25 protein-coding genes are annotated in these 26,957 nt (G+C 56.6%); 11 read left to right on the forward strand and 14 right to left on the reverse strand.

Annotated elements, in window-relative coordinates:
* Nucleotides 1-525: a DUF721 domain-containing protein gene (locus H5P17_RS21530; RefSeq protein WP_044554177.1), complete on the reverse strand. Its 525-nt coding sequence runs from the start codon at nucleotides 523-525 to the stop codon at nucleotides 1-3.
* A gap of 26 nt (nucleotides 526-551) precedes the next feature.
* Here H5P17_RS21530 and secM point away from each other — a divergent pair, with 26 nt between their 5' ends.
* From secM to mutT, 3 genes are all read left to right on the forward strand, one after another.
* Nucleotides 552-1,085, forward strand: coding sequence for a secA translation cis-regulator SecM (gene secM / locus H5P17_RS21535; protein ID WP_044554178.1), 534 nt, complete (start codon nucleotides 552-554; stop codon nucleotides 1,083-1,085).
* Between the two features lie 89 nt (nucleotides 1,086-1,174).
* Nucleotides 1,175-3,886: a preprotein translocase subunit SecA gene (secA, locus tag H5P17_RS21540; protein ID WP_046374515.1), complete on the forward strand. Its 2,712-nt coding sequence runs from the start codon at nucleotides 1,175-1,177 to the stop codon at nucleotides 3,884-3,886.
* A 101-nt stretch (nucleotides 3,887-3,987) separates the two neighbouring features.
* The gene (mutT, locus tag H5P17_RS21545; protein WP_182825123.1) at nucleotides 3,988-4,392 is read left to right on the forward strand and encodes an 8-oxo-dGTP diphosphatase MutT; all 405 of its coding nucleotides are present in this window, start codon (nucleotides 3,988-3,990) and stop codon (nucleotides 4,390-4,392) included.
* Between the two features lie 41 nt (nucleotides 4,393-4,433).
* Here mutT and yacG read toward each other — a convergent pair whose 3' ends face one another.
* Genes yacG through coaE form a run of 3 tightly spaced genes read right to left on the reverse strand, consistent with a single transcriptional unit; the run spans nucleotide 4,434 to nucleotide 6,048 of the window.
* Entirely contained in the window at nucleotides 4,434-4,625 is a 192-nt protein-coding gene (yacG, locus tag H5P17_RS21550; RefSeq protein WP_020825219.1) for a DNA gyrase inhibitor YacG, read from the reverse strand.
* Nucleotides 4,626-4,675: 50 nt separating this feature from the next.
* Nucleotides 4,676-5,428 (reverse strand): cell division protein ZapD, encoded by a 753-nt coding sequence (gene zapD, locus H5P17_RS21555; RefSeq protein WP_044554181.1) that lies wholly within the window; start codon nucleotides 5,426-5,428, stop codon nucleotides 4,676-4,678.
* Between the two features lie 5 nt (nucleotides 5,429-5,433).
* Nucleotides 5,434-6,048, reverse strand: coding sequence for a dephospho-CoA kinase (coaE, locus tag H5P17_RS21560; protein ID WP_182825125.1), 615 nt, complete (start codon nucleotides 6,046-6,048; stop codon nucleotides 5,434-5,436).
* Nucleotides 6,049-6,426: 378 nt separating this feature from the next.
* Here coaE and H5P17_RS21565 point away from each other — a divergent pair, with 378 nt between their 5' ends.
* Complete coding sequence (locus tag H5P17_RS21565) at nucleotides 6,427-7,470, forward strand: GMP reductase (protein ID WP_044554183.1); 1,044 nt, start codon at nucleotides 6,427-6,429, stop codon at nucleotides 7,468-7,470.
* A 65-nt stretch (nucleotides 7,471-7,535) separates the two neighbouring features.
* Here the strand turns inward: H5P17_RS21565 and hofC are convergent, their stop codons facing one another.
* The 4 genes from hofC to nadC all read right to left on the reverse strand — a co-directional run bounded on the left by hofC (nucleotide 7,536) and on the right by nadC (nucleotide 11,716).
* Nucleotides 7,536-8,735, reverse strand: a complete 1,200-nt coding sequence (gene hofC, locus H5P17_RS21570; RefSeq protein WP_182825127.1) for a protein transport protein HofC — start codon at nucleotides 8,733-8,735, stop codon at nucleotides 7,536-7,538.
* Complete coding sequence (gene gspE, locus H5P17_RS21575) at nucleotides 8,732-10,180, reverse strand: type II secretion system protein GspE (RefSeq protein ID WP_182825129.1); 1,449 nt, start codon at nucleotides 10,178-10,180, stop codon at nucleotides 8,732-8,734. Before gspE ends, hofC begins: the two co-directional genes overlap by 4 nt.
* On the reverse strand, nucleotides 10,177-10,626 hold the full coding sequence (ppdD, locus tag H5P17_RS21580) for a prepilin peptidase-dependent pilin (RefSeq protein WP_182825131.1): 450 nt from the start codon (nucleotides 10,624-10,626) through the stop codon (nucleotides 10,177-10,179). Before ppdD ends, gspE begins: the two co-directional genes overlap by 4 nt.
* A 199-nt stretch (nucleotides 10,627-10,825) precedes the next feature.
* Nucleotides 10,826-11,716 carry a carboxylating nicotinate-nucleotide diphosphorylase gene (gene nadC, locus H5P17_RS21585; RefSeq protein ID WP_182825132.1) on the reverse strand — a complete coding sequence of 297 codons (891 nt, stop codon included), beginning with the start codon at nucleotides 11,714-11,716 and terminating at the stop codon, nucleotides 10,826-10,828.
* A gap of 85 nt (nucleotides 11,717-11,801) precedes the next feature.
* Here nadC and ampD point away from each other — a divergent pair, with 85 nt between their 5' ends.
* Entirely contained in the window at nucleotides 11,802-12,398 is a 597-nt protein-coding gene (ampD, locus tag H5P17_RS21590) for a 1,6-anhydro-N-acetylmuramyl-L-alanine amidase AmpD (protein WP_044554188.1), read from the forward strand.
* The gene (gene ampE, locus H5P17_RS21595) at nucleotides 12,398-13,252 is read left to right on the forward strand and encodes a beta-lactamase regulator AmpE (protein WP_044554189.1); all 855 of its coding nucleotides are present in this window, start codon (nucleotides 12,398-12,400) and stop codon (nucleotides 13,250-13,252) included. Before ampD ends, ampE begins: the two co-directional genes overlap by 1 nt.
* Before the next feature lie 70 nt (nucleotides 13,253-13,322).
* Here the strand turns inward: ampE and hemL are convergent, their stop codons facing one another.
* On the reverse strand, nucleotides 13,323-14,612 hold the full coding sequence (hemL, locus tag H5P17_RS21600) for a glutamate-1-semialdehyde 2,1-aminomutase (protein WP_182825134.1): 1,290 nt from the start codon (nucleotides 14,610-14,612) through the stop codon (nucleotides 13,323-13,325).
* Between the two features lie 179 nt (nucleotides 14,613-14,791).
* Between hemL and clcA the strand changes: the two genes are divergently transcribed.
* A complete protein-coding gene (gene clcA, locus H5P17_RS21605; RefSeq protein WP_044554191.1) occupies nucleotides 14,792-16,231 on the forward strand; it encodes a H(+)/Cl(-) exchange transporter ClcA in 1,440 nt (479 codons plus the stop codon).
* 89 nt (nucleotides 16,232-16,320) lie between these two features.
* Complete coding sequence (erpA, locus tag H5P17_RS21610; protein ID WP_004950184.1) at nucleotides 16,321-16,665, forward strand: iron-sulfur cluster insertion protein ErpA; 345 nt, start codon at nucleotides 16,321-16,323, stop codon at nucleotides 16,663-16,665.
* A 60-nt stretch (nucleotides 16,666-16,725) separates the two neighbouring features.
* On the opposite strand, the gene H5P17_RS21615 is transcribed toward erpA, so the two are convergent.
* From H5P17_RS21615 to mtnN, 4 genes are all read right to left on the reverse strand, one after another.
* The gene (locus H5P17_RS21615) at nucleotides 16,726-16,974 is read right to left on the reverse strand and encodes a hypothetical protein (protein ID WP_255477977.1); all 249 of its coding nucleotides are present in this window, start codon (nucleotides 16,972-16,974) and stop codon (nucleotides 16,726-16,728) included.
* A gap of 225 nt (nucleotides 16,975-17,199) precedes the next feature.
* A complete protein-coding gene (locus tag H5P17_RS21620) occupies nucleotides 17,200-17,814 on the reverse strand; it encodes a TRIC cation channel family protein (RefSeq protein WP_044554193.1) in 615 nt (204 codons plus the stop codon).
* The gene (gene btuF / locus H5P17_RS21625) at nucleotides 17,814-18,620 is read right to left on the reverse strand and encodes a vitamin B12 ABC transporter substrate-binding protein BtuF (RefSeq protein WP_182825138.1); all 807 of its coding nucleotides are present in this window, start codon (nucleotides 18,618-18,620) and stop codon (nucleotides 17,814-17,816) included. The genes H5P17_RS21620 and btuF overlap by 1 nt, the downstream gene beginning before the upstream one ends.
* Nucleotide 18,621: 1 nt before the next feature.
* Entirely contained in the window at nucleotides 18,622-19,323 is a 702-nt protein-coding gene (gene mtnN, locus H5P17_RS21630) for a 5'-methylthioadenosine/S-adenosylhomocysteine nucleosidase (protein WP_020825234.1), read from the reverse strand.
* Nucleotides 19,324-19,452: 129 nt separating this feature from the next.
* Between mtnN and dgt the strand changes: the two genes are divergently transcribed.
* Both dgt and degP read left to right on the forward strand, forming a co-directional pair.
* Nucleotides 19,453-20,970: a dGTPase gene (gene dgt, locus H5P17_RS21635; protein WP_182825140.1), complete on the forward strand. Its 1,518-nt coding sequence runs from the start codon at nucleotides 19,453-19,455 to the stop codon at nucleotides 20,968-20,970.
* A 190-nt stretch (nucleotides 20,971-21,160) separates the two neighbouring features.
* The gene (gene degP, locus H5P17_RS21640) at nucleotides 21,161-22,600 is read left to right on the forward strand and encodes a serine endoprotease DegP (protein ID WP_044554196.1); all 1,440 of its coding nucleotides are present in this window, start codon (nucleotides 21,161-21,163) and stop codon (nucleotides 22,598-22,600) included.
* Between the two features lie 212 nt (nucleotides 22,601-22,812).
* Here the strand turns inward: degP and barA are convergent, their stop codons facing one another.
* Entirely contained in the window at nucleotides 22,813-25,539 is a 2,727-nt protein-coding gene (barA, locus tag H5P17_RS21645; RefSeq protein ID WP_182825142.1) for a two-component sensor histidine kinase BarA, read from the reverse strand.
* Between the two features lie 68 nt (nucleotides 25,540-25,607).
* On the opposite strand from barA, the gene rlmD reads away from it, so the two are divergent.
* A complete protein-coding gene (gene rlmD, locus H5P17_RS21650) occupies nucleotides 25,608-26,957 on the forward strand; it encodes a 23S rRNA (uracil(1939)-C(5))-methyltransferase RlmD (RefSeq protein ID WP_182825144.1) in 1,350 nt (449 codons plus the stop codon).

Below are 26,957 nucleotides of genomic sequence, written 5' to 3' on the forward strand. Positions count from 1 at the left end.
TTATTTATCACGACTGGTAGCGTTGGCACTCTCTCCGGCCAACGATGCCAGTCGTTCCAATATCTTGCGCAGTTTTTCCGGACTGCGGCTCGCCAATACCCTTAATTCCCCAGCACTTTCCTGACTCAGATGACGCATAGGCACGCTTGACTGCGTATTTTCTGCCGTTTTTGCGGCGTCCTGCACAAGGTTGCTCCCTTTTGCCATCAAGGCCGGATTAATCCTGATGTCGATCGACGACAATGATGGTAGAATTTGCGCTCGTAGTGCTGATAATAAAGCCGGTTGTTCGTAGCGTAGACGCATCATCCAGCTGGCATTTGCCGTTTCTAGCACTAAAATACCCTGTCGGAAATTTGCGACGCGGCACCAAGGATGCAGTTGAACGGGCAACAGGCCTTTCACTGCACGGTTAAGCTTAAGCAACGCGACTGCGCGTTGTTGGACGTTATGCAATGGCCCTTTGTCTTCTGCAGACGCGTCGTCGAACAGGGAATCTAATAATTGTGGACGGCTATCGCGCATAATGGGCTCCGGCGGATTATAAACTCGTGATCGGTATTCTAAATCGTTGGCGACAATTTGGCAGACGTTATTTCTGGCCCCATCTCCTTTTAGGGATGGTTGCGGCCACGCTTGGCGTACCTACCAATCTGACCGGCAACCCCGATCAAGCCGCTCTGCCGAGCACCTCGTCCAGCCTCAACCGGCAAAACTCCGCCAGTGGCGCCTTTAATAGCCTGGCGTTGCTGCAAGAAGCGCACCGTCGCCCGACCTTCAGTGTCGATTATTGGCACCAGCATGCGCTTCGTACCGTCATTCGTCACCTCTCTTTTGCGCTTGCGCCGCAGGCCGTTTATGCTCGGGTGCAGGAAAGCGAAGCGGAAATTACCGAACCCCCATTGCAGGTGGCGCAACTGGCGCTGCTTTCTACCCTTAATGCGTTGCTGACGCACGAGCCGAAGCCGCCGACCATCATTCGCAACACTCACCATGCCGTGCTACCCGCTGTTGCGCAGCATCAGGCCGGGTTGTGGCTTGCGCAAGTGCAGGGCATTCGCGCCGGACCTGCAGCCTTAAGCTGATTTCTTGCCCCTCGGGCGACAAAAAAACCTAAAAAATAACAGCAAATTGACTGCCTGTGTTGGCCGTCATGACAGAGATATCAAACATCATGTTAGTGAAATTATTGACCAAAGTTTTTGGTAGCCGTAACGATCGTACGCTGCGCCGCATGCGCAAATCGGTTGAGCTGATCAACCAGATGGAACCGGACATGGAAAAACTGTCCGATGACGAACTGAAAGCCAAGACCAACGAGTTCCGCGCGCGCCTGGAAAAGGGCGAAGTGCTGGAAAACCTGCTGCCTGAGGCCTTCGCGGTAGTGCGTGAGGCGAGCAAGCGTGTCTTTGGTATGCGTCACTTCGACGTGCAGCTGCTGGGTGGCATGGTGCTGAATGACCGCTGTATCGCAGAGATGCGCACCGGTGAAGGTAAAACCCTGACCGCTACCCTGCCAGCCTATCTGAACGCCCTGAGCGGCCGTGGCGTGCACGTGGTAACCGTCAACGACTATCTGGCACAGCGTGACGCCGAGAACAACCGCCCGCTGTTCGAGTTCCTCGGTTTGAGCATCGGTATCAACCTGCCGGGCATGCCGGCACCGGCCAAGCGTGAAGCCTATGCCGCAGACATTACCTACGGCACCAACAACGAATACGGTTTCGACTATCTGCGCGACAACATGGCGTTCAGCCCGGAAGAGCGCGTTCAGCGTAAACTGCACTATGCGCTGGTGGATGAGGTTGACTCCATCCTGATCGATGAAGCGCGTACGCCGTTGATCATCTCTGGCCCGGCTGAAGATAGCTCCGAGATGTACATCAAGGTTAACAAGCTGATCCCTAAACTGATCCGTCAGGAAAAAGAAGATTCGGACTCCTTCCAGGGCGAAGGCCACTTCTCGGTTGACGAAAAGGCGCGTCAGGTGCACCTGACCGAACGCGGCCTGATCCTGATCGAAGAAATGCTGATGGAAGCCGGCATCATGGACGAAGGGGAGTCACTGTACTCACCGACCAACATCATGCTGATGCACCACGTGACCGCGGCTCTGCGTGCCCATGTGCTGTTCACCCGCGACGTTGACTACATCGTAAAAGACGGTGAAGTCATCATCGTCGACGAACACACCGGCCGTACCATGCATGGCCGTCGCTGGTCCGATGGCCTCCACCAGGCGGTGGAAGCCAAAGAAGGCGTGGAAATCCAGAACGAAAACCAGACCCTGGCCTCCATCACCTTCCAGAACTACTTCCGCCTGTATGAGAAGCTGGCCGGGATGACCGGTACCGCCGACACCGAAGCTTTTGAATTCAGCTCGATCTACAAGCTGGATACCATCGTGGTGCCGACCAACCGTCCAATGCTGCGTAAAGACATGCCGGATCTGGTCTACATGACCGAGCATGAAAAGATTGGCGCCATCATTGAAGATATTCGTGAGCGCACCGCCAACGGCCAGCCGGTTCTGGTCGGTACGATTTCAATCGAGAAATCCGAAGTGGTTTCGCGCGAGCTGGAGAAAGCCGGTATCGCCCATAAGGTGTTGAACGCCAAGTTCCACGCCATGGAAGCGGACATTGTTGCTCAGGCTGGCCAGACCTCTGCGGTTACCATTGCTACCAACATGGCCGGTCGTGGTACCGACATCGTGTTGGGCGGCAGCTGGCAGGCAGAGATTGCCCAGTTGGAAGATCCAACCGAAGAGCAAATCGCGGCGATTAAAGACGCCTGGAAAATCCGTCACGATGCCGTACTGGCAGCAGGCGGCCTGCACATCATTGGTACCGAGCGTCATGAATCACGCCGTATCGATAACCAGTTGCGCGGCCGTTCCGGTCGTCAGGGTGATGCCGGTTCATCCCGCTTCTACCTGTCGATGGAAGATGCCCTGATGCGCATCTTCGCCTCCGATCGCGTTTCCAACATGATGCGTAAATTGGGGATGAAAGAAGGTGAGGCGATTGAGCACCCATGGGTCACCAAAGCGATTGCCAACGCCCAGCGTAAAGTAGAAAGCCGCAACTTCGACATTCGTAAGCAACTGCTGGAATACGATGACGTGGCCAACGATCAGCGCCGTGCCATCTACAGCCAGCGTAACGAACTGCTGGACGTGTCCGACGTTAGCGAAACCATTGCCAGCATCCGTGAAGACGTGTTCAAGACCACGATCGACGGCTACATCCAACCGCAGTCGCTGGAAGAAGAGTGGGACATTCAGGGATTGACCGAACGTCTGAAAAACGATTTCGATCTGGATATGCCTATCGCCGAATGGTTGGATAAAGAGCCTGAGCTGCACGAAGAAACGCTGCGTGAGCGTATTCTGGAAAAAGCCAAGGAAGAGTACCAGCGTAAAGAAGAAGTGGTTGGCACCGAGATGATGCGCAACTTCGAGAAAGGCGTGATGCTGCAGACGCTGGATTCCCTGTGGAAAGAGCATCTGGCGGCCATGGACTATCTGCGTCAGGGCATCCATCTGCGCGGTTATGCGCAGAAAGATCCTAAGCAGGAGTACAAGCGCGAGTCCTTCAACATGTTCGCCACCATGCTGGAATCGCTGAAGCATGAAGTGATCAGCGTGCTGAGCAAGGTTCAGGTGCGGATGCCGGAAGAGGTTGAAGCCTTGGAACTGCAGCGTCGTGAAGAAGCTGAGCGTCTGGCCAAACAGCAGCAGCTGAGCCACTATGAAGAAAACGCGCTGGTGACTGAAGATCCTAATGCACCGACCATCGCAGAACGTAAAGTGGGCCGTAACGATCCGTGCCCATGCGGTTCCGGTAAAAAATACAAACAGTGTCACGGTCGTCTGCAGAACTAAGCCGACACTGTTTAACGAATAAAACCCAGGGGTTCAGCGTGCTGAGCCCCTGTTTTTTGGGGCTGCATTTCGCGCTCCAATGACTAAATCAGGAGGATGCGATGAAACATCTGAACATCGCCGTCGGCATCATTCGTAACGCCCAGCAGGAAATCTTTATTACTCGCCGTGCGGCCGATTCGCATATGGCCGGTTTCTGGGAGTTTCCCGGCGGCAAAATCGAACAGGGAGAGACGCCGGAACAGGCGCTTGGCCGTGAACTATTGGAAGAGACCGGCATTGAAGCCCTGCGTGCGGAGTTGTTGGACGTGCTTGAGCATCAGTTTAGCGATCGCATCGTCACGTTGAATTTCTATCTGGTGGAAGCCTGGGCTGGCGAACCCTTCGGTCGCGAAGGCCAGCCTATGCGCTGGGTAAAGCAGGCTGACCTGCGGGAAGACGAGTTCCCTCAGGCCAATATCAGTATTATCAAACTGCTGGTGGAGCAGGCAAAGGCTGCGCAGTAACACGATCGGCCTCGCAAGCGCCAGGCCGATAAGCAAGACGATCAGCGATCGTCTGCTTCACTCCACTCTTCGCTTTCGGAAAGATCGCTGTTGCTGGGAATGCGCTTCTCTTCATCAGCCCATTCGCCCAGATCAATCAGCTGGCAGCGTTTGCTGCAAAACGGACGAAATGGGCTCACTTCTCCCCAAACCACACCTTTGCCACAGGTTGGGCATTTCACTACGGTAGTCATATCTATTCCTTACTCCCTTCCAACGCCTGAAAGGTCTTTATGTCATTGGGTCAGCAACAGGCCAACTCAAAGGTTAGTCGTTCCGGCACGACGCCAAGCTCACTGTCCAGCGGCAGAAAACGAATCGCATAGCGCGTCTTATGGCCGGAAATTTGTGGGTAAAGCTGGTGCGCCAGATTGATGCGCAAGCGCAGTAGATCCGCCCCCTCGGCGTTATCCTGGAAAAAACCGTTCAGGCTGATCTGATTGCGAAATGGGCCGGCCTGACGGATCAGATCCAGCACCATAGTCAGTGCCTGGTTCAACGGTTCCAGCGTTTGCAACCATTCGGCTACGTCGTTATCCCGCTCTTGCTGAGGCGCATGCATCCACATGTGCAGCGTCGGCAAGTCAAAGCTGCAGCACCCGCCGGGGATGCTCAGGCGTTGCCGCACCAGACTAATCAGCCGATCTTCGCGCAGTGATTGACCCAGTCGCGGCGCCGACATCAGTGCGGTACCACGTTGCTTCAACTGGTTGCGCAACTGATCCACCAGCGACATATCAACGCCGGGAACGTCGGCCCATGCCAGCAACTTTTGCTGCTGGCGTTCCAGCTCTTTCAGTAGCTCGGTGCGTACTTCACCGCGCTCCAGCACGTCCAGCAGATCGGCGACGGTGCGGAAAAAGGTCAGGGCGATGGCCGTTTCGCTTAATGCACGCTGGCCATGCAGCTGTTGCAGCAAAAATTCCATGCGCAGCCAGGTGCGCATTTTTTCATTCAACGGATGTTCAAAAAGAACGCTTGGGGAAACATCACTCATTCAGTTTAATCCTGTCGGGTCGCTGATGCCGCCAGCTCAAGGTAACGGCAATGCAATGTGGCAACCAATGGCTCTATCCCCTGAGCGGCGCCGCTATTATCAATGATGTCGTCTGCAGCGGCCAGGCGCTGTTCACGCGTGACCTGTGCGGACAGTATGTTCTGTGCCTGCTGACGGCTGATACCGTCGCGAGCGATGGTTCTGGCCAACTGAGTCTCGCTGTCGACGTCAACCACCAGCACGCGATCGGCACGCGCCTGCAGGTTGTTCTCGACCAGCAGTGGCACCACCCAGAGAGCGTAGGGGCTGGTGACTTGCGCCAGTTGACGTTGAGTTTCCTGATGAATCAGCGGGTGCAGCAGCTGGTTTAGCCAGCGCTTTTCATCAGGATTACTGAAGATACACTGACGTAAGGCGGCACGGTTCAGTGAACCGTCCGGCTGCAACATTTCATTACCAAAACGGTCGGCGATGGCAGCCAGTGCCGGGGTGCCAGGCTCGACAACCTGCCGGGCGATAACGTCAGCATCGACCACCGTCACGCCGTGGCGAGCGAAGGCGTCTGCCACGGTGGACTTACCGCTGCCGATACCCCCTGTCAACGCAACAATGTAGGCCATGGTAGGGAATGCACCTGAGGTTCATAAAAAAATAATAGACGAATCATAAAGCGATCGCACAGAAGTGCAAGTAAGCCGGCGGCGCTTGCCGGGCCGCTTCGGCCGTACGGTGATAAAAAGCGCAGCCGGAAAGGGAAAATGAGCGGGAGGTCACACTGCGGTGTCGCAGGTAAATTTGTCGGATTGTAGCGCAAATAAAGGAGAATTCGCAGTCTTGTCCGGCGATTATTAGCGCGTATGATAGCGTCACTGGAACTGGCATTAATCTACCCGTCGCCTTTCAAGCTGCAGCGTTGTTGACTGCAACTTGAAATTCATTGGGTATAGGTTCGAATACTATCCTGCGATCCGTCGCCATAAACCAGGAAATCATAAGTCATGCGTATTGAAGAAGATTTGAAGTTAGGCTTTAAAGATGTGCTGATTCGCCCAAAGCGTTCCACACTGAAAAGCCGCTCAGAAGTTGAACTGGAACGTCAGTTTACCTTCAAACATTCTGGCTGTAGCTGGTCTGGTGTGCCGATCATCGCCGCCAACATGGATTCAGTCGGTACCTTCAGCATGGCAGAGGCCCTGGCTTCCTTCGATGTTCTCACCGCCGTACACAAACACTACACCGTAGAGCAGTGGGCCGCCTTTGTGCAGCGCGTGCCGGCATCGGTGCTGCGCCACGTGATGGTTTCAACCGGCACGTCTGACGCTGACTTTGTGAAAATGAAGCAGATCCTGGCGCTGTCACCCGAGCTGAAATTTATCTGTATCGACGTAGCCAATGGCTATTCCGAGCATTTTGTCGCTTTCCTGCAGAAAGCGCGCGAAGCCTGTCCGAAGCATGTTATTTGCGCCGGGAACGTCGTCACCGGTGAAATGGTGGAAGAACTCATCCTGTCCGGCGCCGACATTGTTAAAGTCGGTATTGGTCCAGGCTCTGTCTGCACGACCCGCGTGAAAACCGGCGTCGGTTATCCGCAGTTGTCTGCGGTGATCGAATGCGCCGATGCGGCACACGGCCTCGGCGGCCAAATCGTTAGCGATGGCGGTTGTTCTGTCCCGGGCGACGTAGCGAAAGCCTTTGGCGGCGGTGCTGATTTTGTCATGCTGGGCGGCATGCTGGCCGGCCACGACGAGTGTGAAGGCACCATTGTGGAAGAGAACGGTGAGAAATTTATGCTGTTCTACGGCATGAGCTCCGAGTCGGCGATGAAACGCCACGTCGGCGGCGTTGCCCAGTACCGTGCGGCCGAAGGGAAAACCGTCAAGCTGCCGTTGCGGGGAGAAGTTGAATTCACCGTCCGCGACATCCTCGGCGGCCTACGTTCCGCTTGCACCTACGTCGGTGCGGAGCGTCTGAAAGAGCTGACCAAGCGCACCACCTTTATCCGCGTTGCAGAGCAGGAAAACCGCATCTTCGGCAGCAAGTAAGCGGCGCCTTTCGGCACCAGCAACTCGTGGGCGCAGTTCAATGCTGCGCCCAATCACTGACGGGCTTACCCCAAAACATTCCCCAACTGAAATATCGGCAGATACATGGCGATCACCAATGTGCCGACGATCCCTCCCACCACCAGCATCAATAGGGGCTCCAGCGTTTGCGCCAGGGTATCGGCCAGCTCAAAGGTTTGCTGTTCATGCCACACGGCCAGTTTGCCCAAGAGGGTATCTAACGAACCGGATTCTTCGCCCACCCGCACCAATTGCTGGCACAGCGTTGGGAAAAGCGCCTGCTGTTCCAGGGCGCGATGAAAAGTCTGCCCTTGCGCAATCTGTTGCCTGATGGTGTCAATCGCCTGGCGATAAAACAGGTTATCCACCGACAGCGCTGCTGCAGCCAACCCGTCAACCAGGCTGAGCCCAGCCTGCTGGGTCATGGCCAGAATACGGAATATTTGGCTCAGGCAGCCGCCTTTGATCAGGTGCGCAATCAGCGGCAGCCTCAACAGCGCCGCCTGTTCGCGCCTGCGCCATTGAGGCTGTGGATGCAGGCGGCGGAGATAGGTGTATGCCATGCAGACCAGAATCGCCGCCAGCCAGGGACCGCTACCGATCAGCAGGGAGGAAAGGTTCAGCAACCCTTGGGTAAACCACGGCAGCGGCGCATTGAAGGACTGATAGACGCCGGCAAACTCCGGCAACACCATCACCAGCATCAAAATACTTACCAGCAGCGCCACCGCGCAGATAAACAAAGGATAACGCAGCGCCTTGATGACTTTCTTTTGCAGTTTTTGCTGTGCTTCCTGCTGTTGGGCCAGTTGCAGGCAGCATTCATCCAGGTGGCCGGTCAGCTCGCCAATGGCGATTAGCTGGCGGTAGATCAGAGGAAACACGGCATGTTGCTCTGCGATGACCTCAGAAAATGGCTGACCCTGGCGCACCTGTCCACTCACTTCCCGCAGCAGGCAGCGCCAGGCTGCGGACGGGTGCTCTGCAGCCAGCAACTGTAACCCGCTGACCAGCGGCAATCCGGCCTGTAGCAGGGTGGCTAACTGACGGGTGAACTGAATCAGAGGTTCACCGCGCCATTGACCCGGTGAAATACGTTTTCCGCTGTTGATCTGGCAGGGTTGCAGCCCTTGTTCGATCAACCACTGGCTGACCTCATTCTTCTCACCGCTCATCAGCTCACCCTCACGCAGCTGCCCGTGTGGGTCAATTGCCTGCCAGAGGAAAAGGCGCAGCGTTTTCACGGAGCGCCCCCGCTGTCGGCAATAACACCGACAATGCGGTACACCTCCTCCAGCGAGGTGACGCCCTGAGCGGCCAGCGTTAACCCGGCTTGCAGTAACGTCGTCTGCCCCTGCTGTCGGGCGATTTCAGCCAACATACCGGGGGTTGCCCCCGCCAGCAGGCCGGCTTGCACCTCCGGGGTAATGGTCAACAGTTCATACACCCCGGTACGGCCGTAGTAACCGCTGAAGCAGTGTTCGCAGCCATCGGCCTGCCAGGGCAGCAGAGGTGTAGCCCAAATGGCTGTGGGAAAACGTACGGGCTGGCTTTGTTGATAGCGACAGTGGCTGCATAGCTTGCGCACCAGTCGTTGTGCGATAACCAGTTTCAGACAGGCGGCAATCAGGTAGCCCGGGATACCCATATGGGTCAGGCGCGTCAGGGTTTCGCTGGTGGAATTGGTGTGTAAAGTGGAAAGCACCAGGTGGCCGGTTTGAGCGGCTTTTACTGCGATCTCCGCCGTTTCCCGATCGCGGATCTCACCGATCATGATGACGTCCGGATCCTGTCTCAGCAAGGCGCGTAATACGCGGGAAAAATCCAGTTCCGTTTTGGCGTTGGTCTGCGTCTGATTGATACCGAACAGGGGAATTTCAATCGGATCCTCGACGCTGCATAAATTACTTTGCGCATCATTTAACTGACGCAGACCGCTGTACAGCGTGACGGTTTTGCCGCTGCCGGTGGGGCCGGTGACCAGGATCATACCCTGTGGGCAGGACAAGGCCGTGGAAAACTGCGCCAGTGCCGTCGGATCCATACCCAATTGCTCCAACGGCAGCTCCTGGCGTTCAGTTTGCAAAATTCGCAGCACCACTTTTTCGCCGTGCAGGGTGGGCAGGGTGGCGATACGCATGGAGTAGCGAGCGTTATCCAACCGCACGCTGAGCTGTCCATCCTGCGGCAGGCGGCGCTCGGCGATGTCCAACTGCCCCATGATTTTCAATCGGGCCGTGAGGCGAGCGGCAAGCGTGAATGGCGGTGAGGTTATCGCCTGCAACACGCCGTCAATACGTAGTCGGATACGAAGAGTCTGTTGGTAAGGCTCGAAATGAATGTCCGAGGCTCGTCGCTGAATGGCGATGCGAAGCGTCTGATTGATAAATTGCACCACGGGGGCGTCACTGTCGTCGTTTAATGAGGGCGCGGCGGGTTGATCCTCCGGTGCGACCTGTTCGAGCCGATCGCCCCGCATTTGTCGACGATTCAGCTCTGACTCCAGCCTGGCCGCCGGCCATTGTTCCAGGTGAATGCGTTTACCGGTGGCAAAACGCAGGGCCGACAGCAGCGCCTGGGGGGCCTCGGCAGTCAGTGCGACGTTCAGGCACTGGTCATCTTCACTAAGAGCCAGTGCCTGATAGCGCTGGCACAGGGTATGGATTTCATCGCTGATTACCGTACTCATGATGTTGGCGCCACGGCGGTAGTGTCAAAACGGAAAACTTCCTGACAGGTTTCCTGCAGATTGCTGTTTTCGCTGGTGCACTGGCGTGTCCAACGCGTCAGGCCGCTGGCATTTTGGGTTGGCGTCAGTGCGACCGTCAACCCCTGCAGCGTTTGCGTGCCGGTCAGCGAGATCACGCCCTGGCTGACCTGTACCGCGCTGACGTAACGTGAGGCGTCGCCGGTAGGGATGCCTTTGCTGCCGGCGTTGCAGCCGGTCGGCGTGCCGCTGTCAAGCACGCACAGTTCAACGGCCAGCTTATACGGCGTCATGGTTTGCAGCATGTCGGTCATCGCTGCCTTTTGGATATAGCGCTGATAGGCAGGAATACCTATGGCGCTCAGTATGGCGATAATGGCGATTACCACCATCAGTTCTATCAGGGTAAAACCGCGCTGCGTTTCCATCCGTTGCTTCCTCCATGTCAATGTGAGGACCAGAGTAATCAGGCCAACGGGGCGCTTCGAGCGAGTGATGGCTGTTTTTAGGCGCAGTTCCACAGCAATCGACTGAGGTTGCAGCAGCGGGAAAAGAGATGAGGCGTGTTTCGCAATTTTGGTGAAAAAACACCTCCCCGCTGGTTCAGGGAGGTGCGGGGCGCGGATGTTATTTGAAGCGCATGGAAAGATCGAGGGCGGTCACATGTTTGGTCAGCGCACCTACAGAGATGTAGTCCACGCCGGTTTCGGCGAAGGTACGCAGGGTTTCGCTGGTCACGTTGCCGGAGACTTCCAGCTGTGCGCGGCCCTGGGTTTGCGCCACGGCGGCGTGCATCATTTCGACGCTGAAATTGTCCAGCATGATAATGTCTGCACCGGCGTCCAGCGCCTGCTGCAGTTCGTCCAGCGACTCGACTTCCACCTCGACCGGCACGTCGGCATGCAGCCAGACGGCCTTCTCGACGGCATTTTTGATCGAGCCGGAAGCAATGATGTGGTTTTCCTTGATCAGGAAGGCGTCGGACAACCCCAGACGATGGTTGTTGCCGCCGCCGCACAATACGGCATATTTCAGTGCGGTGCGCAGCCCTGGCAGGGTTTTGCGGGTGTCGAGCAGGCGGGTTTTCGTTCCCTGCAACAGTGCCACATAGCGGCTGACTTCGGTCGCTACGCCGGACAGGGTCTGCACAAAATTCAGCGCGGTGCGCTCACCGGTCAGCAGCACTCGTGCCGGGCCGGTCAGTTTGCAAAGCGGTTGATCGGGTACCAGGCTATCACCGTCCGCCACCTGCCAGTCCACCTTCACCTGGTTGCCCAGTTGGATAAAAACTTCATTTAGCCAGCGCTTACCACAAAATATACCGGGTTCGCGGGTAATGATCGTGGCTTCGGCCTGGGTATCGGCCGGTAATAATTGCGCGGTAATATCGCGTTCGGCATCGACTTCGCCTCCCAGGTCTTCACGCAGCGCCTGGGCAACGGCATAGGGGATATCGCTTTCAATTCGTTCAAGAAGCTCGGTGCGGCGAGTGTCGGCACTGTAGCGGCGTGTCGGCATAGAAAACTCCGAAATGGACGGTAAGATCGTAGGGGGAACATGCTACTCTGTTGCCGTGACAAGTACCACCGCCCAGAGGTATCTGATGCAGTTAGAACAAGGCTGGATTGTCGGGGTAACCCGGGTTGTCTCGCCGCATTGCGATCTTCGCCCGAATGAGGAGGCGCCTTCGCTGCTGGTGATCCACAATATCAGCCTGCCGCCCGGCGAGTTCGGCGGCCCCTATATCGATCGGCTGTTTACCGGTACTCTTGATCCTGCGGATCACCCCTATTTTTCTGATATTCATCAGTTGCGCGTTTCGGCGCACTGCCTGATCCGTCGCGAGGGTGAAATCGTTCAGTATGTGCCCTTTGACCGCCGAGCTTGGCACGCGGGCGTTTCTTCATATCAGGGACGAGAGCGCTGTAACGATTTTTCGATCGGCATTGAACTGGAAGGTACCGATCAGGTGGCGTTCACGCCGCAGCAATACCAAAGTCTGAACGCGGTGACCGCGCTGCTGATCCGGCATTATCCGATGTTGGCGGCGCATATCGCCGGGCACAGTGACATTGCCCCTGGCCGCAAAACCGATCCCGGCCCGGCGTTTGACTGGGATTTATATCTGGCATCTCTGGAACAACCCGGCGGACCAGATGACGCTATGCTTGGAACAATGGAAAGGGAGAGGAGTCGCTAATGACGCTGTTTACGCTGTTACTGGTTCTGGCGTGGGAACGTTTATTCAAGCTGGGTGAGCATTGGCAGTTGGATCATCGCCTTGAGGTGGTATTTCATCGGCTGCATCGGTTTTCACTGGCGCAAACGCTGCTGATGACGCTGGCCTGGATGGTGGTGGTGGCAGGGATCCTGTGGCTGTCCCAGGGGCTGTTTTTCGGCGTAGTGACGCTGTTGCTGTGGATCGTCATTGATCTGCTGTGTGTCGGCGCAGGGATCAAGCGTAAACACTATCGGGCCTATCTGAAGGCCGCTCGGCAGGGGGATGCGCATGCCAGCGATCAAATGGCGGAAGAACTGGCGCTGATCCACGGTCTGCCGGTGGATTGCAGCGAAGAGCTGCGCTTGCGTGAACTGCAAAATGCGCTGCTGTGGATTAACTTCCGTTATTATCTGGCGCCGCTGTTTTGGTTCGTGGTCTGTGGGCCTTACGGGCCGATAGCGCTGGCAGGCTACTCTTTCCTGCGCGCTTACCAGACCTGGCTGGCGCGCCACAACACGCCGCTGGAGCGTTCGCAGTCAGGCATCGATCATCTGCTGAACTGGCTGGACTGGATCCCGGTGCGTCTGGCCGGTGTGGCTTACGCCCTGTTTGGCCATGGTGAAAGAGCGCTGCCGGCGTGGTTTGCGTCGTTGGGCGATCGTCACTCCTCGTCGTATCAGGTGCTAACGCGGTTGGCGCAGTTTTCACTGGCGCGCGATCCTCACATGGATCCGGTACAGACCCCACGGGCGGCGGTCACCCTGGCGCGTAAGGTGACGATGATTATCGTGGTGGTGGTGGCGCTGCTGACCATTTACGGTGCCTTGCTCTAAAGCGAGAGCAGGGGGCACGATGGAAATAAAAACGGGCGCCAGGCGCCCGTTTTTATTGGCTTGACCAATCTTACAGCTTGGCGAAACAGCGACGTGCGGCATCGATGGTGCGCTGAATGTCTTCCTTGCTGTGAGCAACGGACATAAAGCCAGCCTCAAAGGCGGAAGGCGCCAGATAAACTCCTTCCTCCAGCATCAGGTGGAAGAAGCGCTTAAAGCGTTCTACATCGCACTGCATCACGTCCTGATAGCAGGTTACTGCCGGGGCATCGGTAAAGAACAGGCCAAACATCCCGCCAACGTGGTTAACCACCAGCGCGATGTTTTCTTCTTCAGCCGCGTGCAGCAGGCCAGCCGCCAGCATATCGGTCAGTTCGGTCAGGGTCTGGTGAATGCCGACCTGAGAGACTTCGGTCAGACAGGCATAGCCGGCCGCCATCGCAATCGGGTTGCCGGACAGGGTGCCAGCCTGATAGACCGGCCCGGTTGGTGCCAGCGCTTCCATCACTTCGCGGCGGCCGCCAAAGGCGCCGACAGGCATGCCGCCACCGATGATTTTGCCCAGGCAGGTGAGATCGGGTTCTACGCCGTAATGAGCCTGAGCCCCGGCCAGCGCTACGCGGAAGCCGGTCATGACTTCGTCGATAATCAACAGCGCGCCGTACTTGTCGCACAGTGCGCGCAAGCCCGGCAGGAACTCCGGCAGTGGCGGCACGCAGTTCATGTTGCCGGCGACCGGCTCGACGATGATGCAGGCGATCTCGGAAGGGTATTGTTCAAATGCGGCCTGCACCGAATCCAGATCGTTAAAGGTGCAGGTCAGGGTGTGTTTGGCGAAATCGGCCGGTACGCCCGGCGAATTAGGCTGGCCCAGGGTCAGCGCGCCGGAGCCGGCTTTGACCAGCAGGCAGTCGGCGTGGCCGTGGTAGCAGCCTTCAAATTTGATGATCTTGTCGCGGTTGGTGTAGCCACGCGCCAGACGGATTGCGCTCATGGTGGCTTCGGTACCCGAGTTCACCATTCGCACCATATCCATGGTCGGCACCAGTTCGGTCACCAGCTCCGCCATTTTAACCTCCATCTCGGTCGGCGCGCCAAAGCTCAGGCCGCGCTGCGCCGCTTCAATGACCGCGTTGCGGATCGCCGGGTGGTTGTGACCCAACACCATCGGGCCCCAGGAACCGACGTAGTCGATATAACCTTTGCCGTCGACGTCGAACAGGTAAGCCCCGTCCGCCCGTTCGATAAACAGCGGCACACCGCCAACGCCGTTGAATGCACGCACCGGAGAGTTAACCCCGCCTGGGATTACCTGTTTTGCCTCGGCATACAGACTTTCGGACTTGCTGTTTAAGCTCATAGAACGGCTCCTGGATTCTCTTTTGAATGATTTGACCGCGCTATTCTAGTGAAGTGTTCGTCGATATGAAACGATCACAGTCAGATACCTATTTAGAGGGGCGATCGATTAGCGGGTGGGTTAGAATAATCAACTAGCCTATTTGTATTACATTTAATTCCATTAATGAATAACCCATTATGACTGAATTACAGCAACAGCCGCGGGTGGCACAGGCCCCACGTCTAAAACGCAGTGACGCAGTGCGCCAGCTTTTACGCCGGGATAAAACGCCGGTGGCGATCCTGTTTATGGCGGCGCTGGTGGGCACCCTGGCGGGTCTGCTCGGGGTGGCCTTTGATAAGGCGGTGGACTGGGTACAGCAGCAGCGCTTTTCTGCTCTGGCGCAGGTCGCCGATTATTGGATCCTGGTTTGGCCGCTGGCCTTTATTCTTTCCGCCGCGCTGGCGATGTTGGGATATTACCTGGTGCGTCGCTTTGCCCCGGAGGCTGGGGGATCGGGCATACCGGAGATCGAAGGGGCGCTGGAAGAGCTGCGCCCGGTGCGTTGGTGGCGAGTGATCCCGGTGAAGTTTATCGGCGGTATGGGTACCTTGGGGGCGGGTATGGTGCTGGGCCGCGAAGGGCCTACGGTGCAGATGGGCGGCAACGTCGGGCGCATGGTGCTGGATATCTTCCGCATGCGCGGTGCCGAAGCACGCCATTCTTTGTTGGCTACCGGTGCAGCCGCCGGCCTGTCCGCAGCCTTTAACGCCCCGCTGGCGGGCATTTTGTTTATCATTGAAGAGATGCGGCCGCAGTTCCGCTACAACCTGATTTCGATTAAAGCCGTGTTTATCGGCGTCATTATGTCGAGCGTGGTGTTCCAGCTGTTCAACGGGGAAGGTTCGGTGATTGCGGTGGGCAAGCTTTCCTCGGCGCCGATCAATACCCTTTGGCTGTATTTGGTGCTGGGGGCGATATTTGGTGCGGTGGGGGTGATGTTCAACGCGTTGGTCTTCCGCACTCAGGATATGTTCGCTCGGCTGCACGGCGGCAAAATGCGCAAAATTTTGCTGATGGGCGGTTTGCTTGGCGGTATTTGCGGCATTCTGGGGTTGATCCAGCCCGAAGCGGCTGGCGGCGGTTTTGGCCTGATCCCGATCGCCGCAGCGGGTAACTATAGCGTCGGCATGCTGATGTTTATTTTTATCACCCGGGTGATCACTACGCTGTTGTGTTTCGGTTCGGGGGCTCCGGGCGGCATTTTTGCGCCGATGCTGGCGTTGGGCACGCTGTTTGGCACCGCCTTTGGCCTGGCCGGCGGCCATTTGTTCCCTGAGTACGGCATCGAAGCCGGCACCTTCGCCATTGCCGGCATGGGTGCGCTGTTTGCTGCCACGGTGCGTGCGCCGCTGACCGGGATCGTGCTGGTGCTGGAGATGACCGACAATTACCAGCTCATCCTGCCAATGATAATTACCTGCCTGGGTGCTACGCTGGTGGCGCAGTTCCTCGGGGGCAAGCCATTGTATTCCTCAATATTAGCCCGCACCTTACAACGGCAGGAAGCGTTGCAGGCAAGCGAGGCGGCAGATAAAACAGGTAAAGAAAATACAACAAATGCGGTGAATACTTGAACGCAACACTCAGGTATTGGATAATCATTAACATTAATCCGGCCGCCATTGTAGCGACCTGATGCAGAACAATGTTGGGAGTAAAGAGTATGAGTGATGAAACAGCACTGCCCCTGCAATTTACCGAGGCAGCAGCAAGCAAGGTTAAAGTCCTGATTGCTGATGAAGAAAATCCGAATCTGAAGTTGCGGGTTTACATTACCGGTGGCGGTTGCAGCGGATTCCAATACGGCTTCACTTTTGACGACAAGGTCAACGATGGCGATATGACCATCGAGAAGCAGGGCGTTGCGCTGGTGGTTGATCCGATGAGCCTGCAGTATCTGGTGGGTGGCTCGGTCGATTATACCGAAGGCCTGGAAGGCTCGCGCTTTGTGGTGACTAACCCGAACGCCAAAACCACCTGCGGCTGTGGATCTTCCTTCAGCGTCTGATCCTGTATGCCGTGGTGCAGAGAACCCGCCAACCTCACCGGTTTGCGGGTTTTTTTATGGTTACCATTCTACGGTGACCAATTCGCGATACGCTTCACTGCCGCCCTCGTTTTGTAACCTGCTACGGGTCACCTTAGGCTGGCTATCGGTCGCATTGCCGCATTTCACCTGAGGGGCCGTGCCGCTGACATCTACGCTGCACATAGGCATTAAGGTCAGGCTGACGCCGATTTTGCCGCTGGTGGTACCGGCGTAAGCGAGAGAGCTGCACAGCAGTACGCTGAACAATAAGATAATATTTTTCATCATTAGGACAACAGCCATCCGTAAGCAATCACATAATGGCTTATCGGCAAAAAGTTAATAAAATTTAACAGGGCGGGAGAATAGTTAACTTGAACTTAAAAAGTTTATTACATTGTTTTCCCTGAATTTTTCAGGAGTTGATAATAACATTTGTTTATTAATTGGTCGAATGTTCTGCTTTAGGGGGGGAGCGTGATAAGGCTCCGCCCGGAATCGGGCGGAGTGGGATTAGCGCTCGAGGATAAATGCGGGCAGTTTTAGGTGCCAGCGAATGGCTGCCAGCCGGATCGCCAAGGTGATGACCATGCCAAGCATCATCGCCTGCTGCAGCGGCATACCGAAGGTTGCGTAGGCCGTAGCATGTACGATGCCGCCGATAATGCAGGCGGTGGCGTAAATTTCGGTTCTCAGGATCATGGGGATTTCACGCGCCAGTACATCGCGGATAATGCCGCCGCCGACGCCGGTGATCACTCCCATACAGATCGCCACTAACGGGCTGGCATCGGCCGCGAAGGCTTTATTTACCCCGATACCGACGAACACCGCCAGCCCGACGGCATCCAGCACCGGCAAGATCCATTTAGGCAGGCGGCGTGGCTGGCGCACCAGCAGCAGCGTCAGCACGCAGGTGATCATCGCCACCACCAGATCGGTCGGATCTTTCACCCAAAATACCGGCCCGTTGGCCAATGCCATGTCGCGAATGGTGCCGCCGCCCACCGCAGTCACCACGCCAAGTACCAGCACGCCAAAGGGATCCATCCGCAACTTGCCCGCCAGCAATACGCCGGAAATGGCGAAAACCGCCGTGCCCAGGATATCCAGCCAAAACACCAGCATTAACGGATCTCCGCCAGTTGGCTGCACAGCTGTTGTGCTGCCAGCATAATGCGGGGGCCGGCGCGGTTGAACCAGTCGCCATTGAGCGCAATCACCGGTATCTGCAGTTGCGGAGCCCAGAAGGCCTTCACGCTGGCGATCTCTTTTTGGTCGCCGGTAATAACGATGGCCTGGGGTTGACGCGCCAACACCTGCTCACGGCTGATTTGCGGCCACGGCATACGGCTGTCGGCAAAGATGTTTTCCGCACCGCACAGCGACAACACCTGGCTTTGCAAGGTGGCACCGGAAGTGGTGAACAAAGGTTGGGTGCCGAATTGCAGCAGGACTCGTCTTGGCTGAGTGTGAGGATATTTGGCTTTCAGGTCGGCAATTTGCTGACGAAGAGCCTCTGCGGCCTGATGCGCCTGTTCAGGATGCGGACTGTATTGGGCCAGTTGATCCAGTGAGCGGGGAATATCCTCCAGGGTGGTGGCGTCGGCATAAAAAATCGGAATGCCGAAAGCGGCGAGCTGATCCAGCACCCGCTGTGGGTTGCCGCCGCGCCAGGCCAGGATCAGATCCGGCTTTAGCGCCAGTACCCGCTCAAGATTGATGCCTTGCCAGGAGGCCACCTGCTCGAGTTTCCTGGCGGCCGGGGGATAATCTGAATAGGCGCTTACCGCCAGCAGCGTGTCGCCCATGCCGGCGGCATAGGCAAGTTCGGTGGTATTGGGTGCCAGGCTGATCACGCGCTGGGCAGCGCCGACAGGCAGCGCCACCCACAATGCCAGCAGCCACAACAGGGCTGAAAAGCGTCGCGTCACATTAACCGCGCTTAGCCAGAGTCTGCAGCATGGCGTTAACCATCAGCGTGGATTGCTGGGCGGCCACCACCAGGAACTCGTCGAAGCTCATGTGCGATTCACTGTCGGCAACGTCAGAGATTGCGCGCACTACGACAAACGGGGTGCCGAACAGGTGGCAAACGTGGCCCACGGCCGCCGCTTCCATTTCTACTGCCGCCACGCTCGGGAAAGTAGCGCGAATACGGGCCAAAGGCTCTGCGCCGTTAATAAAGGCATCGCCGCTGCAAATCAGGCCGCGTACGGCGTTCAGATCCAGTTGCTTGATGCAGCTTTCCGCTAGGGCAATCAGCGCGTCGTCCGCGACAAACGCCGCCGGGCAGCCGGCCATTTGGCCTGGTTCGTAACCGAAAGCGGTCACGTCGGCATCGTGATAACGTACTTCTTCGGACACCACGATATCGCCGACCTTCAGCGTGCTGGCCAGGCCACCGGCGGAACCGGTGTTGATCACCACGTCCGGCTTGCAGTGTTCCAGCAGCAGGGTGGTCCCCATGGCCGCAGAAACCTTGCCGATGCCGGATTTAAGCAACGCCACGTCAACGCCACCGATCTGGCCGGTATAGATTTCACAGCCCGCGCGTTGAATGGTCTGACGGTTTTCGATTTGATCGCGCAGCAGGGTGACTTCCTGCTCCATTGCGCCGATGATGCCTACTTTCATAAATAACACTCGCTGATTGGGTGTGGGAATTGCGGCATAGTCTATCATGGCTCTCATAGAGAGATAATGCGTTGCATATGCCGTCGGGAATTGTTATCACGGGGGCTGGGCGCAACGGCGGAGAAACAGATGTCCGGGATCGACTTTAAACAGAAAATCAGCTTCCAACGGCCCTTCAGCAAGCCGATTGAAGCCGAAGAAGAATACGACATAGTGCGGCAGTTCGAGAGCGATCGCGGGCGTATTGTCAATTCCGCCGCCATCCGCCGTCTGCAGCAAAAAACCCAGGTGTTTCCGCTCGAACGCAACGCCGCGGTGCGCAGCCGCCTGACGCACTCCATGGAAGTGCAACAGGTAGGGCGGCATATCGCCAAAGAGATCCTCAATCGTTTCAAACAGGAAGGGCGGATTGACGAGCTCGGCCTGACCAAGTTGCTCGATCCTTTTGAAAGCATTGTCGAAATGGCCTGTCTGATGCACGACATCGGCAACCCGCCTTTCGGCCATTTTGGCGAGTCGGCGATTAACGACTGGTTTTCGCAGCGGCTCGATCCCGCCAACTGTGGCAGTGAGCCCGCCAGTCACGATCGCTGTCAGGTCAGCGTCTTGCGTCTGCACGAAGGCGAGAGCGATCTCAACCGCCTACGCAGCCGCATTCGTCACGATCTCAGCCACTTCGAAGGCAATGCCCAGGCCATCCGCCTGGTGTATACCCTGCTGAAGCTTAACCTGACCTATGCACAGGTGGGCTGTATCCTGAAATATACCCGCCCGGCCTACTGGGCCAGCGATATTCCCGCCAGCCACAACTACCTGATGAAAAAACCGGGCTTTTATCTGGCGGAAGAGGCTTTTGTCGATCGGTTGCGGCGTGAGTTGAATATGGGCGAGTTCGACCGTTTCCCATTGACCTATATTATGGAAGCTGCTGACGATATTTCGTACTGCGTGGCGGATTTGGAAGACGCGGTGGAAAAAAACATTTTCACCGTCGAACAGCTTTACCAGCATTTAACTCAGGAATGGGGCGAGGTCACGCCGGGCGATTTGTTTGATAAAACCGTGGCCAGCGCTTTTCGCAAAATCGATCGCGGCGGTGCGCGGCGCAGTACTGAAGATCAATTCTTCATGTATTTGCGCGTTTTCACCGTGGCGCGTTTGGTGCCGCATGCGGCACAGCGTTTTATTGATAATCTGGATGCGGTTTTCCAGGGAAACTTTAATCAGGCGCTGCTGGAGGATTTCAGCCCGGCTTACCAGCTGTTGAAAATATTCAAGAATGTTGCCTTCAAACACGTCTTCAACCATCCGGAAGTCGAACAGCTTGAGCTGCAGGGCTACCGGGTGATCAGCGGCCTGCTGGATATCTACAGCCCGTTGCTGGCAATGTCCTTGGCGGATTTTACCCGGCTGGTGCAGGAAGACAGCCATCGTGCTTATCCGATAGAAACACGCCTGTTTCACAAGCTTTCGACCAAACATCGCCTGGCGTATATCGAAGCAATTGAAGGTTTGCAGCACCTGTCGCCTGAGCAACTGGCTATCCGGGAGTATTATTTCCGCGCGCGTTTGCTGCAGGATTATATCAGCGGCATGACCGATCTTTATGCCTATGACGAATACCGCAGATTAATGGCTGCGGAATAATTCATTCGGCTAATAAATATTATTTTGAGCCGTTTTCCGAGTGCCGCGAGCTTATTTGGAGTTTTGTAAAGACGGACAATATTTGTTTACTATTACCAATAATCTGCGCCGGAACTTCGGGTTATTAATAGGCTCTCACTATGCACAAAGACCCTAATACTTTCTGATCGACTTTAGAAGAGACACACAGATGAAAAAAACCGCATTAGTTCTGAGCGCATTGGCATTCAGTATTGGTATGGCGATGGGCCCGATGACGGCCGTTGCTGCAGAAACCGCGTCTTCCAGCACCCAGCAATTGCCGAGCCTGGCACCGATGCTGGAAAAAGTGATGCCTTCCGTGGTCAGCATCAATGTTGAAGGCAGCACCACGGTCAATACGCCGAAGATGCCACAGCAGTTCCAACAGTTCTTCGGTGAAGATTCACCGTTCTGCCAGGACGGTTCGCCGTTCCAGGGCTCGCCGATGTGTCAGGGGGGGGCCGGTGCTGAACCGGGGGCTCCTGATCAGGGCACGCAGCAAAAATTCCAGGCGCTGGGCGCCGGTGTGGTGATTGACGCGGCCAAAGGCTACGTGGTGACCAACAACCACGTGGTGGACAATGCCAACAAAATTCAGGTCCAACTGAGCGACGGTCGCAAATTTGACGCCAAGGTGATCGGCAAGGATCCACGCTCTGATATTGCGCTGATCCAGCTGAAAGACTTCAAGAACCTGACGGCAATCAAGATGGCAGACTCCGAACAACTGCGGGTCGGTGATTACACCGTGGCCATCGGTAACCCATACGGGCTGGGCGAAACCGCCACTTCCGGGATCGTTTCTGCTTTGGGTCGCAGTGGATTGAATATCGAGAACTACGAGAACTTCATCCAGACCGATGCGGCGATTAACCGCGGTAACTCCGGCGGCGCTTTGGTTAACCTCAACGGCGAACTGATCGGCATCAACACCGCGATCCTGGCGCCGGACGGCGGCAACATCGGTATCGGTTTCGCTATCCCGAGCAACATGGTGAAAAACCTGACCGCGCAAATGGTCGAGTACGGCCAGGTCAAACGCGGTGAGTTGGGCATTATGGGCACCGAGTTGAACTCTGAACTGGCGAAAGCGATGAAAGTGGACGCGCAGCGCGGGGCGTTCGTCAGCCAGGTGATGCCGAAATCTTCTGCCGCCAAGGCGGGCATCAAGGCCGGTGATGTGATTGTCACCATGAACGGTAAAGCCATTTCCAGCTTTGCGTCGTTCCGCGCGGAAATTGGCACTCTGCCGGTGGGCAGCAAAATGTCACTGGGCATCCTGCGTGACGGCAAGCCGGTAACCGTGGACGTCACGCTGGAGCAAAGCACTCAAACGCAGGTTGAATCCGGCAATATTTACACCGGTATTGAAGGTGCCGAACTGAGCAATGGCCAGGTCGGCAACCAGAAAGGCGTGAAGGTAGATAGCGTTAAAGCCGGCAGCGCTGCCGCACGTATTGGGCTGAAAAAAGGTGACGTGATCCTGGGCGTTAACCAACAGCCGATCCAGAACCTGGGTGAACTGCGCAAGATCCTCGACAGCAAACCTTCGGTACTGGCGCTGAATATCCTGCGCGGTGACACCAGCTTGTATCTGCTGATGCAGTAATCATTGCCAACCGGTTTCCACTTACAAGGCACGCTATGGCGTGCCTTAGTATGATGACAAACACCCGAAAAATGGGATTTTCGGATGCTTGGGGTAAATCAGAAAACATAATCCTTTGTTTTTACTAGTCCCCAGATCAGTGCTTTTAACGGCAAAGGACTTCGTCAGCAATCTGAGGCACGCTACGGCGTGCCTTTTTACTGCGGGCAACATCAGGCCAGGTGAGAACGCGCCGCCTGGCAGACCAGCTCAATCTCATCCAGCAGCTCCAGCCATTCCGGCTCCAAATCGTCGCTGCTCACCCCCCGACGCAACTGCTGTTCAAGGTAGAAACACAGCTGTTTCAGACGCGGTACGCCGCTGTAGCTGCAACTGCCGTGCAGTTTGTGGATCAAATCCAGAATGTCGGCGTCCGGCGTGCCGTCGAGCATCGCTTGCACGCGTTCGCTAACCTGTGGCAGGAAGTCGAGCAGCATCTGCAACAGGTCACGGGCCAGATCGGGCTTGTTGGCCGCCTGACGCAGTGCCAGGGCCCAGTCGAGCGACAGCAGCGGTTCATTAACGTTAACCGGGGCTACCGGGTCGGGTTCACCGCTGTGATAGCGCGCCAATACGCGGGTCAGCATGGCTTCGTCAATCGGCTTAGCCAGATAGTCATCCATGCCTGCCTGCAGTAAATGTTCGCGCTCGCCGCTGACCGCATGGGCAGTGACGGCGACGATCGGCGTGGAATTGTGGTGCGGCAGTTGGCGGATCAGCTCGCTGGTTCGAATACCGTCAATATTCGGCATCTGGATATCCATCAGGATCAGGTCCAGCACGTTATCGCGGGCCAGTAGCAGCGCTTCTTCCCCGCTTTCACACAGCAGGGTCTTTTCCACCTGTTCGGCCAGCAGGGTGCCGATCAGCTTCAGGTTAGCCGGGTTATCGTCAACCGCCATCACCGTCAGCGGCAGGCGCTTACGTTCCGGTAGCGCGGTGATACGCAGCGGCGTTTCCATACGCAGCAGCGGGAACAGGCGATTGCTGGTGATCGGCTTGATCAGGCAGCCGGCGGCACCTTGTTGTTTAAGCATTTCGGCGTTGATCTGCGACTGGCAAGGCAGCGCCAGAATTACCCGCTCAGCGACCTTCAATGCCGCCAGCAGCTTGCTTTCGTGCTGAGCCATATTGTCGCGGAAGGGGATAGGCACGCCCACCAACAGGAAGTCGTAATGTTTCTTCGGCAGTTGGGCCAGCGTAGGTGAATGGGTAATCACCAGTTGGGTGACGTTCAGCATATTGAGCGTCGCCTGCGCTGCCATCGGGTTGGCTTCGATATACCCCAACGTCTTGCCTTGCAGATCCGGCAGGCTTGGCGGCAGCGACAGCATACCTTCGTGCAGATCGAGCGTGATGTGGAACCAGAAGGTCGAGCCGCGGTTCAACTGGCTGTGGAAGCAGATATCGCCGCCCATTTCTTTCACCAGTTTCTGGGTGATCACCAGCCCCAGGCCGGTACCACCGTGGCGGCGCGAAATGCTGGCGTCCGCCTGACGGAACGCCTGGAACAGCTGTGACTGTTGTCGTTCGGAAATGCCTATGCCGGTGTCATGGATTTGCACTTCCAGCTCAATCTGACGGTCCTGCAGGCCGCGCAGTTCGACACGGATATCGATGTTGCCGGTCTCGGTAAACTTGATCGCGTTACCCAACAGATTGGTAATGATCTGCTGTAGCCGCAGCGAATCGCCGATCACCTGCTCCGGCACGTCGTTGTGCACGTCCAGCGTCAGCTCCAGCCCTTTTTCGTGGGCGCTCGGTGCCAACAGCACAATGACCTCGTCGAGCGTCTCACGCAGCGAGAAAGGAATATGCTCCAGCACCAGCTTGCCGGCCTCCAGTTTGGAGAAGTCCAGCACGTCGTTGATGATGGTCAGCAAGTTGTTGGCCGAGCGCTCGATGGTTTGCAGGTAATCGGTTTGGGTGACGCTCATTTCGGTTTTCAGCATCTGGCGGGTAAAGCCAATCACGCCGTTGAGCGGAGTACGCAGCTCGTGCGACATGTTCGCCAGGAATTCGGACTTGATGCGAGCCGCTTCCTGGGCGCGTTTTTTCGCCAGATCCAGCTCCACGTTCTGGATCTCCATTTGCTCCAGCGTTTCACGCAGGTCGGAGGTTGCCTGATCGATGTTCTGCTGCATCTCTTCGTGGTAGGCCGTGAGCGACATCGCCATCGAGTTGATGCCGTTCTTCAGCATATGCAGTTCGCCCAGCATAAAGCCTTCGACGCGGCTGTCGAGCTGGCCGCGACGGATGCGATCGACGGTATTGACCATATTGCGGATCGGGCCGGTGACGTCGCGCATCAGGCGGTAAGCGAACAGGATCGCGATGCACATGCACAACAGCAATAGCAGGGTGGAGACGAAGACCTCTTTGTATTGCTGCAGACGAACCGACTGCAGATCCAGCTCGATCGCCACGTAGCCCAGGCGGTTGTCCTGCTGAGGGTCGCTGCTGGCAGCCTGGTCCGGGTACTGGCTCTCCGCCAGGATCGGGGTTCGCAGGATCAGGGAGTCGCCGCGCCGGGTCAGCATCAGATCCGTAGGGATTGGAACCCCTTTAGGCAGTTGCAACTGGGTAAAGTTGTGATGGTAATTGGAGGTGACAAACAGATTATTCTGCGCATCGAATACCGTAATTGAGCGCACAATATCTGAATGACGGCGGTGCAACAGACTGACCAACTGCCTGACCGACTCGCGGCTGCGGAACGTCATGCCGTACTCGCTGGCCACCGCCAGCGGTTCGATAATGCTGGCGCCGGCGTCAACCAGTTGTTCTTGCAATTCATTGTAGCGATGCACTACGAAGAAAGTGCTGAGCAACAGACCAATCAACAGCGTTGGGGCCAGAATCAGGATCATCATGCGCGCCCGCAGGCTGTATTTGGTCATGGGTTTCCAATGTGGGAGAATTGCCGGACAATCTCTACTTTAAATGAACCAGCACTCAATCGACAAATATGGCGCAATTCTACTCTCCGAAACGTCGCGTGACGACCCGGCAAAATTCTCCCGTGCTAACACTGACGGTAGACAACCTCGATCCCTTTGGTCAGGGCGTGGCGCACCACAACGGCAAAGCGATTTTCATCCCCGGGGTATTACCGGGCGAGCAGGCGGAAGTCCAACTGACGGAAGAAAAAAGCAAGTTTGCCAAAGGCAGGTTAAAGCGCCTGCTAAGCCGCAGCCCGCAACGCGTCGAACCGCGCTGTCCCCACTTTGGCGTGTGCGGCGGTTGCCAGCAGCAACACGCGGATGAAAACCTGCAGCAGCAGAGCAAGGCGGCGGCCCTGGTGCGAATGATCGCGCGCGAAACCGGTGTTACGCCACAGCAGGAGCCGGTGATCGCTGGTCCACAATACGGCTATCGTCGTCGCGCCCGTCTCGGGCTGTTGTGGCAGCCTAAACAGCAACGTCTGGTGATGGGCTTTCGCCAGGCGGCCTCCAGCGATCTGGTGCCGGTGACGCAATGCCCGGTGCTGCATCCTGCGCTGGAACAATTACTGACGCCATTGCGAACCTGCCTGAGCGCATTGCAGGTCGCCAGACGACTGGGACATGCCGAACTGGTGCTGGCAGACAACGGCCCGGTACTGGTTCTGCGCCATCTTGACGCCTTGAAAGAGGATGACCGCCAGGCCTTACAGGCTTTTGCGCGGACAAAAAACGTAACCATTTATTTGGCGCCGGACAGCGATAGCCTCGAAAAACTGTGCGGTGAAACGCCGTATTATCAGGTCGACGGGCTACGCTTAGACTTCAGTCCGCGTGACTTTATTCAGGTAAATGACAGCGTAAATCAGCAAATGGTGGCCCAGGCCCTTGAATGGCTCAGTATTCAACCCAATGATCGGGTATTGGATCTGTTCTGCGGCATGGGCAATTTTACCCTGCCGTTGGCGCGACGCGCCGCTGCGGTGGTGGGCATAGAAGGTGTTGCCACACTGGTAGCGAATGGGCAATATAATGCACATAAGAATAGGCTGAATAACGCCAGCTTCTTTCATGAAAATCTGGAAGAGGACGTTGAGCAACAACCTTGGGCAGCACAAGGATTTGATAAAGTGATGCTGGACCCTGCCCGTGCGGGCGCGGCCGGAGTGATGTCACATATTGTTAAACTGGCGCCAGAGCGGGTGGTTTATGTTTCCTGTAACCCGACCACGCTGGCACGCGACAGCAAAGTGCTGCTGAGCGCCGGTTATCGTCTTGCACGTGTGCGGATGTTGGATATGTTTCCGCATACGGGGCATCTTGAGTCAATGGCGCTGTTTATTAACGGTTCTGCGCCAGAGGTCGCTGCAAAGTAG

This window comes from Serratia sp. OS31 (genome assembly GCF_014164835.1).
GTDB lineage: Bacteria > Pseudomonadota > Gammaproteobacteria > Enterobacterales > Enterobacteriaceae > Serratia > Serratia liquefaciens_A.